General features: G+C 71.1%; 14 protein-coding genes. 7 read left to right on the top strand and 7 right to left on the bottom strand.

Annotation, left to right across the window (positions count from 1 at the left end):
- Positions 1–41 precede the first annotated feature (41 nt).
- Positions 42–2,987: a UPF0182 family membrane protein gene (locus QQK49_RS04685; RefSeq protein ID WP_348536249.1), complete on the bottom strand. Its 2,946-nt coding sequence runs from the start codon at positions 2,985–2,987 to the stop codon at positions 42–44.
- Between the two features lie 462 nt (positions 2,988–3,449).
- Here QQK49_RS04685 and QQK49_RS04680 point away from each other — a divergent pair, with 462 nt between their 5' ends.
- Complete coding sequence (locus QQK49_RS04680; protein ID WP_284302936.1) at positions 3,450–4,052, top strand: PPA1309 family protein; 603 nt, start codon at positions 3,450–3,452, stop codon at positions 4,050–4,052.
- Positions 4,053–4,067: 15 nt separating this feature from the next.
- Here the strand turns inward: QQK49_RS04680 and QQK49_RS04675 are convergent, their stop codons facing one another.
- Entirely contained in the window at positions 4,068–5,141 is a 1,074-nt protein-coding gene (locus tag QQK49_RS04675; protein ID WP_284302935.1) for a YlbL family protein, read from the bottom strand.
- A 95-nt stretch (positions 5,142–5,236) separates the two neighbouring features.
- Positions 5,237–5,662: a molybdenum cofactor biosynthesis protein MoaE gene (locus QQK49_RS04670; RefSeq protein WP_284302934.1), complete on the bottom strand. Its 426-nt coding sequence runs from the start codon at positions 5,660–5,662 to the stop codon at positions 5,237–5,239.
- A gap of 194 nt (positions 5,663–5,856) precedes the next feature.
- Between QQK49_RS04670 and QQK49_RS04665 the strand changes: the two genes are divergently transcribed.
- The 3 genes from QQK49_RS04665 to QQK49_RS04655 are packed head-to-tail and all read left to right on the top strand — an operon-like array spanning position 5,857 to position 8,280.
- On the top strand, positions 5,857–6,456 hold the full coding sequence (locus tag QQK49_RS04665; RefSeq protein ID WP_284302933.1) for a zinc-dependent metalloprotease: 600 nt from the start codon (positions 5,857–5,859) through the stop codon (positions 6,454–6,456).
- Positions 6,453–7,424 (top strand): zinc-dependent metalloprotease, encoded by a 972-nt coding sequence (locus QQK49_RS04660; protein WP_284302932.1) that lies wholly within the window; start codon positions 6,453–6,455, stop codon positions 7,422–7,424. Before QQK49_RS04665 ends, QQK49_RS04660 begins: the two co-directional genes overlap by 4 nt.
- On the top strand, positions 7,411–8,280 hold the full coding sequence (locus QQK49_RS04655; protein WP_284302931.1) for a YwiC-like family protein: 870 nt from the start codon (positions 7,411–7,413) through the stop codon (positions 8,278–8,280). The genes QQK49_RS04660 and QQK49_RS04655 overlap by 14 nt, the downstream gene beginning before the upstream one ends.
- On the opposite strand, the gene QQK49_RS04650 is transcribed toward QQK49_RS04655, so the two are convergent.
- Positions 8,270–8,839, bottom strand: coding sequence for a SprT-like domain-containing protein (locus QQK49_RS04650; protein ID WP_284302930.1), 570 nt, complete (start codon positions 8,837–8,839; stop codon positions 8,270–8,272). The genes QQK49_RS04655 and QQK49_RS04650 overlap by 11 nt on opposite strands.
- 221 nt (positions 8,840–9,060) lie before the next feature.
- Between QQK49_RS04650 and QQK49_RS04645 the strand changes: the two genes are divergently transcribed.
- The 3 genes from QQK49_RS04645 to QQK49_RS04635 all read left to right on the top strand — a co-directional run bounded on the left by QQK49_RS04645 (position 9,061) and on the right by QQK49_RS04635 (position 11,651).
- Positions 9,061–9,225 carry a DUF5679 domain-containing protein gene (locus tag QQK49_RS04645; protein WP_284302929.1) on the top strand — a complete coding sequence of 55 codons (165 nt, stop codon included), beginning with the start codon at positions 9,061–9,063 and terminating at the stop codon, positions 9,223–9,225.
- Between the two features lie 178 nt (positions 9,226–9,403).
- Complete coding sequence (locus tag QQK49_RS04640; protein WP_284302928.1) at positions 9,404–10,240, top strand: hypothetical protein; 837 nt, start codon at positions 9,404–9,406, stop codon at positions 10,238–10,240.
- Between the two features lie 91 nt (positions 10,241–10,331).
- A complete protein-coding gene (locus QQK49_RS04635) occupies positions 10,332–11,651 on the top strand; it encodes an ABC1 kinase family protein (RefSeq protein WP_284302927.1) in 1,320 nt (439 codons plus the stop codon).
- Positions 11,652–11,733: 82 nt separating this feature from the next.
- Here the strand turns inward: QQK49_RS04635 and QQK49_RS04630 are convergent, their stop codons facing one another.
- The 3 genes from QQK49_RS04630 to QQK49_RS04620 all read right to left on the bottom strand — a co-directional run bounded on the left by QQK49_RS04630 (position 11,734) and on the right by QQK49_RS04620 (position 12,675).
- The gene (locus tag QQK49_RS04630) at positions 11,734–11,877 is read right to left on the bottom strand and encodes a hypothetical protein (RefSeq protein WP_284302926.1); all 144 of its coding nucleotides are present in this window, start codon (positions 11,875–11,877) and stop codon (positions 11,734–11,736) included.
- Between the two features lie 220 nt (positions 11,878–12,097).
- Complete coding sequence (locus QQK49_RS04625; protein ID WP_284302925.1) at positions 12,098–12,370, bottom strand: WhiB family transcriptional regulator; 273 nt, start codon at positions 12,368–12,370, stop codon at positions 12,098–12,100.
- Positions 12,371–12,471: 101 nt separating this feature from the next.
- Complete coding sequence (locus QQK49_RS04620; RefSeq protein WP_284302924.1) at positions 12,472–12,675, bottom strand: hypothetical protein; 204 nt, start codon at positions 12,673–12,675, stop codon at positions 12,472–12,474.
- Between the last annotated feature and the right edge of the window lie 91 nt (positions 12,676–12,766).

Below are 12,766 nucleotides of genomic sequence, written 5' to 3'. Positions count from 1 at the left end.
TCCGGTCACCACGTCGGACGCCCGATTCGCACTGCGCTCGATCAGCCGGTCGGCGTCCCCGTGGCCGTCGGGCTCGGAGCCGGCGACGCCGTGGACGTCGGCACCGAGACCCGGCCCCGCTCGGGCTGCAGTTCGATGGCCCGCTTGATCGCGGCGTCGAGCTGCTTCTGAGCCTCGCCGTAGGCGGCCCAGTCTCCGGCCTGCATGGCCTTCTGACCCGCGTCGTAGTGACGCCGGACGTCGGCCAACGCCGTCTGCAGCTCCTGCGGCTGCTCGCTCTGCGTCGGCGAGGGTGAGGGTGTCTGCCCCGGGGTCGGCGTCGCGCCCGGCTTCTCCGGCGTCGGTGAGACCCCACTGTCCCCGGCCTGCGCGCCGGAATCGCCCTGGAACAGCTCGTCCAGCGCGGCGTCGAGCGTCGAGGCCCAGGCGATGTCGTTACCGAAGGAGACGACGACCGCCTGCAGACGCGGGTAGGTCGACCCTGCGGTACCACTGACGTACTCGGGCTGCACGTAGAGCAGACCGCCACCGACGGGCAACGTCAACAGGTTGCCCTTGTGCACCCGCGAGCCACCCTGACTGTTGAGGTTGAGGAACTGGCTCAGCGTCAGGCCGAACTCCTCGGAGTTGTCGTTCGAGGAGTCGATCCGGTTCTGCACCTGCGTCGGACCCGGCACGTTCGTCGAGCTCGGCAGGGCCAGCAGCCGCATCGCGCCGTAACCCTCACGGCGTTTACCGGCCTCGGAGCCCGCGTCGGAGTCGACGGCCATGAAGCCCGTCAGGTAGGGGCGATCCGCACCCACCGGCGAGAACGACGTCGTCAGGGAGAACGACGGGCTCTCCTGCCCCGGCATCGCGATCGAGAGGTAGTACGGAGGCTGGTCGGGCAGACCGGCCTGGCCCGGGTTACCCGAGGTCGGGTCCTCCGGCACCTTCCAGTACTCACCACCGGTGTAGAAGCTACCCGCGTCGGTGATGTGGTAGCGCGTGATGAGCTGGCGCTGCACCTTGAACAGGTCCTCGGGGTAGCGCAGGTGCGACATCAGGTCACCGCTGATCTCCGTCATCGGACGCACGGTGTCGCTGAACGCCGCGCTCCACGCCTTGAGCAGCGGGTCCTGGTCGTCCCAGCTGTAGAGACGCACCTCACCGGAGCTGGCGTCCACGGTCGCCTTGACCGAGTTGCGGATGTAGTTGACCTCACCGGAGCGGACCGCCTCGACGCTCTGGGCGCGCGAGGTGACGGCGTCGGTCGTCGCCGTCTCCAGCGACTGCTTCTGCGAATACGGGTAGTTGGCCGAGGTCGTGTAGGCGTCGATGATCCACTGGACGCGCCCGTCGACGACCGCCGGGTAGGCGTTGCCGTCGAGGGTGAGCCAGGGCGCCACCCGCTCCACCCGCTCGCGAGGCGTGCGGTGGTCCAGCATCGTCGAGTAGTCGCCGACCTGCTCGGACAGCATGATGCGGTACTCGCGGTACTTGATGGCGTACGCGGCCCGCTTGACGATGTTGTCCATCGCCACACCGCCGCCACCGGCGTAGGTGTTGTACTGCTCGCCCTCGGCCGACTGGAAGTCGAGTTCGCGATCGTTGCCGCCATCGGACTTGCCGACGATCGAGTATTGGGTGGACCGCTCGCCGAAGTAGATGCGCGGCTCGAACTCACCGAGCTCGCCTCGTGGCGGGATGTCGCGCACGTAATAGCTCGGCTCGCCGTCGCTGGTCTGGCGGTTGCCGTAGGCCGCGACGACGCCGTAGCCGTGGGTGTAGACCGTGTGGTCGTTGACCCAGTTGCGCTGCGGCACACCGTTGAGGTCGAGCTCGCGCGCCGCGATCACCGTGTCGCGGGTCTGGCCCTCGATCGAGTAGCGGTCGACGTCCAGGACGTCGGGGAAGCCGTAGTAGCGGCGCAGACCCTGGGTCTGGGTGAAGGTGCGGGGCACGATCGTCGGGTCGAGGAGGCGGATGCCGGGGACCGTCGCGGCGTCCTCACGCAACTGGCCGGGCGAGGCCTCGGTCGTGGCGTTGTACTCCTCCTTCTTGATGTCGTCGAACCCGTAGGCGGCCCGGGTGGCGTCGATGTTCTTCTGGATGAACTCCGCCTCCAGGTACTGCTCGGAGGGCTGCACCCGCAGGTTCTGGAACGCGAGCGGGTACAGGCTGCCGACCACGAGGGAGGTGACGAGCAGCATGCCCAGACCGATCATCGGCAGACGCCAGGACCGGCTCCAGATGGTGGCCACGAACAGCCCGGCGCAGATGAGCGCGGCGATGGCGAGGATGGCCTTGGTGGGCAGGACCGCGTTGTTGTCGGTGTACTGCAGACCCGTGATGAGGTTGCCGGTCTGCGTCGACAGCTCGTACCGCTCCAGCCAGTAGGAGACGGCTCGCAGCAGCACGAGCAGGGCGGCGAGGATCGAGAGGTGGACGCGGGCCGCCGTCGTCGTGCGCGGACCGCCGCCGGCCAGCTGGAGCCCGCCGTACACGTAGTGCGTCACGGCCGCGGTGACGAGGGCGAGGACGAGCGCCATCGTGCCGAAGGAGACGAGGAACTGCAGCCACGGCAGCGTGAACACGAAGAACCCGACGTCCATGCCGAACGTGGGGTCGGCCGTACCGAAGGGCTGGGCGTTGATCCACAACAGCAGCGTCTGCCACTGGCTCGCCGCGGCGAGGCCGGCGAAGGCGCCGAAGATCAGCGGCGCCACGATGAGGCCGATGCGACGCAGCGGGTCGAGGATCTCGCGGTACCGGTCCAGCGCCTCCTGCTGCGGGTCCGAGGGCGCGTAGATGGGCCGGGAGCGGTAGGCGACGATCAACGACAGCGCCACCAGACCGCCCACGATGAGCGCGGCGACGAAGAACAGGCCGGCCTGGGCGCCGATGCGGGTCCACAACACCTGGGAGTAGCCCACCGAGGAGAACCAGAGCACGTCGGTCCAGAACGTCGCTCCCGCCGCGAGAGCGCCGAGAAGGACGAGGACGATCGCGAGCGTCAGACCGAACTTGCTCGGCTTGCGCTGAGCGCCGCCGGCGGAGGAACTCCCCGCCCGCCGCCCCGGCCACCGAATCCGCCGGGGCGTCCCGGTCCGGCAGGTCCGCCAGGACCCGTCGGCCCACCGAAACCACCCGGGCCGCCGAATCCGCGCGGTGTGCTGCCGCCACCACCCTCGGGCACGTCGTCGCCGGGCCGGGGGGTCTGGTCACTCACGCTGTGTCCACCTGTCCTGTCGTGTGCCTACGCACACCGCCGCATCGAGGCACGTGGCCCGCGGGCAGGTGTGTCGAACACCACCGTACCCAGCGCGCACGTCGATACGAGAACCCGTCCCGGCGAAGTCGCACCGGACATCTGCGACATGGCCCGCCGGTGATCGCCGGTGGACCGGCCTCCAGCGGCGCGTCGACCGGTCCGCGCGCCGGCGGCGGTCGTTTGGCACGATGAGCCGGTGACCGAGTTCATCCCCGTCCACCCGCCCCTGCTCTCGTGCGCGATCGAGGCCGAGAAATACGTGGCCGCCGCCGGATGGGACCAACCCATCCGCCTGTTCGCGCTCGTCGACGGCGCGCAGTTCGCCGACGCCGAGCCCGGGCTCGCCGACCATCTGCGTGAGCACGACGAGCACGACCGCAGCGACCGGCCCGACGGCGTCGGGGCGGCGGACGAGACCGAGGAGGACGGGCCGCCCGCCCCCGGGTCGTCGTACGTCTCCGTCGAGCAGGACGACCTGCCCTCGCACCAGGACGTCGAAGAACTGCTGGCCCAGATCGCGTGGCCGCCTCAGGTCGACGGGGTGGCGGTCGCGGTGGAGCGCATCGTCCTGCCCCCGGAGGCGGAGCAGGATCTCCCCGACGACCCGGCCGCGGCGACCCAGGCGCTCCTCGATCATCCGGATCGCGCCGACATCCGGCTGCTCGCAGCGGTGCTGCGCGACGGCGAGCGCGTCTGCCTCGTGCGTCAGCGTGCTCACGACAGCGACGACCAGGTGGCCTCCGGCGAGGACATCGCCCCCGGCCTGATCAGCGCTCTGGCCGCCACGCTCCAGGACTGAGGCGGGCGCGCCGGATCAGACTCCCGGGCAGCGCGGCAGCGCGTCTCCCTTGCCCGCGGCGATCTCCTGCACGGCGTGCAGCGCCACCTCGAAGGTGTCCACGGGGGTGACGGTCAGCCCGTCGGGGACGTTGCCGGGCACGTCGGCACAGTTGTCCTTCGGGGCCAGGAAGAACGTGGCCCCCGAGGCCTTGGCGCCGTCCATCTTCTGCGGCAGACCGCCGATGGCCCCGACCGCGCCGGTGGAGTTCATCGTGCCGGTGCCCGCGATCCGTTGCCCACCCGTCAACGCGCCCGGGGTGAGGGTGTCGTACACACCGAGGGCGAACATCATCCCCGCCGACGGGCCACCGACGTCGCCGGCGTGGATCGTGACGTCCACCCCGAAGGAGAACGTCGGCTGCACCAGGACGCCGACGAGCCGCCGCCCCTGCTGCTCGACCGGAGTGATGGTCTTACTCATGGACGCTCCGCCCCTGGTCAGGGTGAGGGTGACAGCACCGGTGGCCTTCTGGATCTCGTCGGTCAGCTGAGGCGCCCGCGTGATCTTCGTGCTGCCCACCGCCGTGATGACGTCATCCTTCTGCAGCACGCCCTGGGCCGGTCCGTCGGGGATCACCTCGGCCACGACGGCCGCCTCCGTCACGGGCCGACCGAGCTCACGGAGCGCGACGGCCACCGCACCCTCCTGGGAGTGGGTCATCGCGGCGCTGTTCTGCTCCTTGACCTGCTGCTGGGTCACCTGCGGCGGGAACACCTCCTCCTCACGCCGGATCTCGCTGCGCGGGTCGATGGTCGCTCCGAGCACGTCCCACGCGCTGGGACGCCGGTCCGGCCCTCCGTACTGGGCCACCGTCGTGAAGTAGAGCGCGCCGGAGGTGGGGTAGGTGCGGGCGCCCTCGACGGTGACGACCGGTGCGCCCTGTTCGGGCTTGCCGATCACGTCGACCGCCGGCCCGGGGCGCAGGATGACGAACGGCAGGGTGACGAACTGCGCCACCAGACCGACCACGACCACGAGCAACAGCAGGAGCGACAGCGTCCGGCCGAGCAGGGGCTGCCGGCCTCGGCGATCTGGGGATCCGCTCACCTGCGGGTCCGGCGCGTCGTGACCGTCCTGCGCCTGCTCGGGTGGGATGTCCCCGATCCGGGTGCGATCTCGGGGGTCTCGGCGTCGAAAACCCCTCACGGCGTGCCGACCCACTCGTCCGACCCGTCGGCGAACACCTGGTGCTTCCAGATCGGGACCTGCGCCTTGAGGTCGTCGATGAGCGCCCGGCAGGCGTCGAAGGCCTGGCCACGGTGCTCGGCGCCGACCGCGAGGACCACCGCGAGGTCACCGATCTCCAGGTGACCCTTGCGGTGCACGGCGGCGGCGGTGACGACCCCCTCGCGGCGCAGGGTGGCCTCCACCAGCTCGGTCAGAGCCGTGAGCGCCGAGGGGTGCGCGGAGTAGTCGAGCGCGCCGACGTCCTTGCCCCCGTCGTGGTCGCGCACGACCCCGAGGAAGGTGACGACACCTCCGACGCGCGGGTGGGCCACGGCGCGGAGCACCTCGTCGACCGACAACGGCGTCTCGCTCACGGCCACCAGCGGCGGAACCTGCGACATGGGTCTCGACTCCTCATCGTCATGCGTGAAGGCGAGGGCTGCATCAGCCCCCACCGGCGGCGACCGTCGACATGCGGGACGCCGAACGGACGATACGTGGGACGAAGACCCGCGCGGACCTGGTCCGCGGGAACCTCCCGGAGCCGCCCGTGGTTAGGTGGAGAAGACAGTGTCTCAGGCAGATGGGAGTCCTGATGTCCAACCCGTCCCACCCGAACGAGCCCGAGCAGCCCGACTTCGGCAAGCTGTTCGAGCAGCTGCTGGGCGGCGGGGACCCGGCGATGGCCGAGGCGATGAAGTCCATGGGCCTCGACCGCATCGACCCGTCCATGATGGCGATGCTCGGTGCCCAGCTCCAGGCGATGTTCTCCGCGCCGCCCACCGACGGCGTCGACCTCGACCTCTGCGCCGACGTCGCACGCAAGACCGTCGCGGCCGAGGGCGGTGACGCCTCCGTGGGTGACCAGCAGCGACGGGCCGCCGAGGAGGCCGGGCGCGTCGCCGGGATGTGGCTGGACGAGGTCACCTCGTTCGACTCCCCCGGTGCCGGTGTCGTCAAGGCGTGGAGCCGCGCCGAGTGGGTGGCCGAGACCATGCCGATGTGGGGCAAGCTCGTCTCTCCGGTCGCCCAGGGCGTCAACGCCGCGATCACCTCGGCTCTCAAGAGCCAGCTCGACCAGCTCGGTGAGCAGGGGCTGCCCGAAGGCATGGCGATGCCCGGGATGCCGGGGCTCCCCCGGGGATGGACCTGTCGGCCGTGCTCGGCCAGATGGAGCCGATGCTCACGCGCATGAGCAGCTCGATGTTCGGCGCGCAGATCGGCCGGGCCGTCGGCGTGCTCGCCGGCGACGTCCTCACGGGCACCGAGGTCGGGCTCCCCCTCGTGGCGAACGGTGCCGTCGTGGTGCTGCCCGGCAACATCGCCGAGTTCGCCGAGGGCCTCGAGATCGACGCGGCGCAGGTCCAGCTCTACCTGGCGGTCCGCGAGGCCGCGCGCGTGCGGCTGTTCGCCGGTGCGCCGTGGCTCGGGCCGCAGCTCGTCACCGCCGTCCAGGCCTACGCCCGCGACATCTCGATCGACACCGAGGGCATCGAGGCCAAGGTCGCCGGGCTCGACCCGAGCGACCCGCAGGCCATGCAGGAGGCGCTCACCGATTCGCTGTTCACCTCCGACCCGAGCCCGGCCCAGAAGGCCGCGCTCACCCGCCTCGAGACGCTGCTGGCGCTCGTGGAGGGTTGGGTCGACGTCGTGACGGACAAGGCCACCGCCGGACACCTGCCGCAGGCCGCCGCTCTCGGTGAGGCCGTCCGGCGCCGTCGCGCCGCCGGTGGTGTCTCCGAGCAGCTGTTCGGCCAGCTCGTGGGGTTGGAGCTGCGTCCGCGCCGCCTGCGCGACGCCGCCAACCTGTGGCGGGCGCTGGAGGACGCCTCCGACGCGACGACCCGTGACGCCGCCTGGGCCCATCCCGACGTCGCCCCTGGCGCCGAGGACCTGGACGACCCGCTCGGCTTCGTCGAGCGCACCGCCGGGTCGGGCACCTCCGAACTCGGGGACGACCTCGACGCCGCCCTCGAGGCGATCCTCGCCGGTGAGGACGCCCGCAAGCGGGTCGACGTCGAGGGTGAGGCTCACGCCGACGAGGGTCCCGCCGACGCGGGTCCGTGGCCCACGAAGCCCGGCGACTCCGACACGGCGACGGGGAACGAGGGGCCCGATCGACGCGATCCGTCCGGCGACGGCAAGCCCGATGAAGGCCGCTGACGAAGCCCCCACCGGGGCGCGGCGCGCGGCTGCGGCCGCGCGCCCGCCGACGGGTGCGCGGCGGGGCGGGAAGCGGGGCAGCGCCCGCGCGGCCTGGGTGCCGAAGCAACACGGTGCCTGGGCCATGCTCGTCGTCCCGTTCCTCGTCGGGGCGGTCCACGCCGGCCTCGCGCCGACGCACCTGCCGCTGCTGATCTGCTGGATCGTGGGGTACCTGTGCTTTGCGGCCACCGGCCTGTGGCTGCGATCGCGCCGCAAGCCGGTCTACCTGCGGCCGATGCTCACCTACGGCGGGATCTGCCTGGCCGCCGGCCTGGTGCTCCTGGCGCTGCAGCCCTCACTGCTCGTGTGGGCTCCCGTGTTCGCCCCGCTCGGAGGCATCAGCCTCTGGTACTCCTGGCGCCGCGACGACCGCGCGCTGGGCAACGACATCGTCACGATCCTCGCCGCCTCCCTGATGACGCTGGTGGCCGCGAGCGCCGGACGACTGGGGTCGGTCACCACGGCGCTGACCGATCCCCCGCTGCTCGGCATGACGCTCGCGGTGGCGCTCTACTTCGTGGGCACGAGCCTGTACGTCAAGACCCTCATCCGCGAGCGCCGTTCTCGCGGCTACAAACACGCCTCGATCGCCTACCACGCCGCCGCGACGGCACTGTGGCTGATCCTCCCCTGGCTCCTGCCGGAATCATTGCGGCCACCGGCGCTGACGCAGGGGCTGCTCGTGGCCTTCTTCGCGGTCACGACGGCCCGCGCCGCTGTTCTGGCCGGCCGCGCGATCCGCCCGATGAAGGTCGGGCTGGGTGAGATCGCCCTGTCGACGGTGCTGACGCTCATCCTTCTTCTCACCTGGTGAGACCCTGGTCCTGCGCGTAGGCGACCCCGTCGAGGAATCCGCGCGCCCGCTCCAGGTCGGGGTACCCGGCCAGCTCGGCCCAGAACCGCGGACCGTGCCCCTCCACGAGCAGATGGGCCAGCTCGTGCAGCAGGAGGTAGTCAAAGACGTCGTCGGGCAGTCCACGTGCGTGTTCGGAGATGCGGATCTCGCCCGTGGCGGGCGTGCAGGAGCCCCACCGCCGCCGTTGACGCGTGCTCCACCGCACCGACGTCGGTACCGCGCGGCCACCGAGATAGAGCTCGGAGAGCTCCGCCGCCCGGGTCTCCAGGGCGGAGTCCCCGGCGTGACCACGGTGTTCCCGGTCGCGCATCTTGCGGCTGAGTTGCTCCACGAACCGGTGTTCCTCGGCCGCCGACAGGGTCGCCGGCACCATGACGACGAGACGGCCCGCCTCACGGCGGGCACTGACGGTGCGCCGGCGGCGCGCGCTGCGACGGACCGCGACCACTTCGCCGTCGATGTCGTACGCATCGGGGCGGGGGTCGCGGCGAGCGCGGGACGGGGGCCTGCTGGACATGGCCGAAACGCTATCCCCTCCCTCCGACAATGGTGGTCCGCAGAGGCGGTTCCCCGGTGTGGACGACCCGTGAGAGCGACGGCGTGTCGGGCCCGAATCCGGCGCGACGACACCGCGCGTCGCCAGGCCAATACGGGCACCGGGCACGGCCTGCCCCTAGGGTGGGCTCTTGATCGGGGCCGTCGCACGGGCGGCCCACAGCGACAAGGAGACCTACGCACATGACCGAGACCGGCGAGACCTACAAGGGCGAGTTCTACTGCGTGAAGTGCAAGGCGAAGCGCGAGACCGAAGGCAACGTCGTCGAGACCAACGGACGTCGGATGGCCAAGGGAACCTGCCCCGAGTGCAGCACCAAGCTCAACCGCATCCTCGGCAAGGCCTGAGGACGCGAAGGACACGGGGTGGCACGCGCTCGGCGCGGCCACCCCGTTCGCATGCCCGCGGGCCGATGACGCCTGTGGACGAGGACGCCGGTGGGTCGGCGACGGGAGCACACACTGAGGCCCCGTCGACCCACCGGCGTCGTCCGTCCCCGTCGCACCGATCTGGTCTGGAGTGCCCGTGTTCCCTGCTCTCGGTCCGTCCGTCCCGCTGCTGAGGCGCGGCCCCGCCGAAGTCCAACTGGGGCTCGACCCCGACGGCACGGTCGTCCTCTCGGGGCTGTCGGAGGCCGAGATCCGTTCACTGGAGCTGCTCGACGGTTCGCTCCCCCTGGAGGACGTGCTCGCTCCCCAGGCCGGGTCCGACCGGTTCGGCCGGCTCGTCCTGGACCTGCTCGATCGCGGACTCCTCGTCGACGCCCGATCGTCCGCACGCCGGCCGCACCCCTCGATCCTCGTCGACGGGGACGGCGCGACGAGCCGCGAGCTGGCCGACCTGCTGCGGCAGTCGGGCGCGCAGGTCCTGCAGGGGCGCTCGGCGTTCGACGACCTCGATCTCGCCCACCGCTCCGGCCACACGCCGTCGGCCGGTGACCAGGTCGACCTGCTGGTGCGTGTGGCCGCCGGCGCCCTCTCCCCGGTCGGTGGGCGGCCGGTCGACGATCTTGTCTGCCTGCCGGTCCTGCTGCGGCCGCGCTCGGTCGTCGTCGGTCCGTTCGTCGACTCCACCGGCCCCTGCCTGCTGTGCCTGGACCTCACGCGCGCCGACCACGACCCGGCCTGGGCCCATCTGCTCGCCCAGATGGGACGACTGCACGAGCCGGCGTCGGCCTCCGCGCTGACGACCATGGCCGCCGCGCTGGCCTGTTCGCGCATCCTGGCCCACCTCGACGCGACGACGCCGGAGAGCCGGGATCTGCTCGAGCCGGACGTCTCCGTCGAGATGTCGATGCACCCGCCGCGGGTCGTGCGACGCACCTGGTCGCGCCATCCCCGGTGTCACCGTCACCCTCGATGAGCGGCCGGGCCGAAGAGCGGTCACGAGCCCGGGCCCCCGGCGGGGCACCCGCGGTTGCGCACCCCGACGGGGCCCAGGAGACAATGAGCAGGTGAGCGAACCGCCCCGCCGTGCCATCACGCGTACGGCCAAGCTGGCCTCCCTCCCGTTGGGGGTGGCCGGGCGCGCCGCGCTCGGGGCCGGCCGGCGCCTGACGGGCGTCCCGGCCGAGGACATCGCTCTCCAGTTGCAGAACCGCACCGCCGAGCAGTTGTTCAGTGTCCTGGGCGAACTCAAGGGCGGAGCCATGAAGGTGGGGCAGGCGCTGTCGATCTTCGAGGCGGCGATGCCCGAGGATCTCGCGGCCCCCTACCGGGTCGCCCTCACCAAGCTGCAGGACTCGGCCCCCTCGATGCCGACCGCCACCGTCCACCGCGTCCTCGCGGAGAACCTCGGTCCGCGGTGGCCCTCGAAGTTCCGCCACTTCGACGACGAACCGGCCGCGTCGGCCTCCATCGGTCAGGTGCACCGCGCCGTGTGGAAGGACGGACGCGACGTGGCGGTCAAGGTGCAGTACCCGGGCGCCGGCCCTGCTCTCGTCGGCGACTTCCGACGACTCGCGCGGGTGACCCGCATGTCTGCGGGCTGGCTGCCGGGCCTCGACCTCCAGCCGTTGCTCGAGGAGTTCGTCGCCCGCGTCGAGGAGGAACTCGACTACGAACGCGAGGCCGCGGGCCAGAAGGTCTTCGCCAAGGCGTTCGCGGGCGATCCGCACATCGTCGTCCCGGCCGTCGTCCACCACGGCCCCACGATCATCGTCAGCCAATGGCTCGAGGGAACGCCGCTGTCGCGCATCATCTCCGGCGGCACGACCGAGCAGCGCGATCACGCGGCCACCCGGTACCTGGAGTTCCATCTGGCCGGCCCGGAACGCGCGCGCCTGCTGCACGCCGACCCGCATCCGGGCAACTTCCGCATCCTGCCCGACGGACGCCTCGGGGTGATGGACTTCGGCTCCACCGACCGGCTGCCCGGTGGGTTGCCCACGGCCATCGGGCGATTGCTCACGCGGGCTCTGGAGGACGACGCGCAGACCGTGCTCGACGGGCTGCGGGAGGAGGGGTTCATCCGTCCGCACATGGAGGTCGACGCCGAAGAGCTCCTCGACCTCATCGACCCGTTCATCGACCCCGTCCGCGAGCCGGAGTACCGGTTCTCCCGCGACTGGCTGCGCAGCCACGCCGAGAGGCTGCGCAATCCCCGCTCGGTCGACTTCCGCACCTCGTTGCGGCTCAACCTGCCGACCGAATACATGCTCATCCAGCGGGTCTGGGCCGGCGGCATCGGCGTCCTGTGCCAGATCAACGGGGTCGTCCCGGCCCGGCGCATCCTCGCCGAGGGCCTGCCGGGTGCCGAGTTCTCCCCGGTCTGAGGCGCACCGCAACACCCGGACATGCCGAGAGCGGCACGACGATCGTCGTGCCGCTCTCGGGTGAGGTGAGGCCGGACGGCGCTCAGCGGATGGGGTGTCCCTGGGAACCGAGCGCGGTGCGGTCGGGGTGCCAGGTCGACAGGTGGAAATCCTGTTCACAGGTGCGTCCGTCGACTCGGCGCGCACGGTCGGTGGGAACGAGGAAGGACTTCAGCCATGACTGCACGGTGTTCACTCCTTTCGGGGTCTGCCGAAGGGCCCTCCGCAGGGCAAGCGCAAGCGCAACGCAACGCGGAGGACGGGTGGGTGTAGCGGTCTGGTGAGCGGCGGCTGGCCTCCTGTCGTACCGGTTCACCGGTACGACAGGACGGCCACGGCCGCGCGGAACAGGAGCCGCGCGGAACAGGAGTGGGTGGAGCAAGGAGGGCGATGGCCTGACGGGTAGGTCAGGCCGCGACCTCGGTCTTGCGGGGACGCCCACGGGGTCGTTTGCGGGCGACGATCTTGCCCCCGACCAGCAGCTGCCCACCCCAGACACCGCAGGGCTCCGCACGCTCGAGTGCGGTCTGCAGGCAGGTCTGGAGCAGCGGGCAGTCCAGGCAGAGTTCCTTGGCGCGCTCGACGTCGTTCGGGGTGTCGGCGAACCAGAGCTCGGCGTCGTGCCTACGGCACGGCAGGACGGGATGGACGTCGCGATGGACTCGGCGCACGGGATGCATGGGAGAAACCTCGATGGTCTCCGGGGTGCCATTGACCCCGGACGATCCTCGACGAAAGGTGAGGATGCGTTGGAACTGGACGGATGGGTACCGCTGACGCGTCAGCTGTTCAGAGCGAGCGTCGAGAGGCGAAATCGCGGGGAGACGGAGTAGCGCGTACCGCACGTGGCGGTGGCGTCGAACGTCGGCGTTGCGGACGTATCGGCGAGCGTGCGCTCGGTGTGGACGCCGTGAACGGCGCCTCCGGTGGTGATGATCATCATCAGGTGTCTCCCCTTTCTGCTCTCGAGGTCGGTCTGTTCCATTCCGCCCCTGATCGAGGCGTGCCGCCGTAGCGACATGACCAGCGTAGGGCCAGCCGAATCAACCGTGCAACGCATTTAACGAAGCAGTCTC

This window comes from Mobilicoccus caccae, assembly GCF_030161635.1.
Taxonomy (GTDB): domain Bacteria; phylum Actinomycetota; class Actinomycetes; order Actinomycetales; family Dermatophilaceae; genus Mobilicoccus; species Mobilicoccus caccae.
Note: the sequence above shows the minus strand (reverse complement) of the source record. Positions and strands in the feature narration are given on the sequence as shown.

Bases quoted from the DNA above. Each gene is read 5' to 3' on its own strand.
- QQK49_RS04670 (WP_284302934.1), bottom strand. From the start codon at position 5,662: ATGTCGCAGGTTCCGCCGCTGGTGGCCGTGAGCGAGACGCCGTTGTCG.
- QQK49_RS04665 (WP_284302933.1), top strand. From the start codon at position 5,857: ATGTCCAACCCGTCCCACCCGAACGAGCCCGAGCAGCCCGACTTCGGC.
- QQK49_RS04660 (WP_284302932.1), top strand. From the start codon at position 6,453: ATGAGCAGCTCGATGTTCGGCGCGCAGATCGGCCGGGCCGTCGGCGTG.
- QQK49_RS04655 (WP_284302931.1), top strand. From the start codon at position 7,411: ATGAAGGCCGCTGACGAAGCCCCCACCGGGGCGCGGCGCGCGGCTGCG.
- QQK49_RS04650 (WP_284302930.1), bottom strand. From the start codon at position 8,839: ATGTCCAGCAGGCCCCCGTCCCGCGCTCGCCGCGACCCCCGCCCCGAT.
- QQK49_RS04645 (WP_284302929.1), top strand. From the start codon at position 9,061: ATGACCGAGACCGGCGAGACCTACAAGGGCGAGTTCTACTGCGTGAAG.
- QQK49_RS04625 (WP_284302925.1), bottom strand. From the start codon at position 12,370: ATGCATCCCGTGCGCCGAGTCCATCGCGACGTCCATCCCGTCCTGCCG.
- QQK49_RS04620 (WP_284302924.1), bottom strand. From the start codon at position 12,675: ATGGAACAGACCGACCTCGAGAGCAGAAAGGGGAGACACCTGATGATG.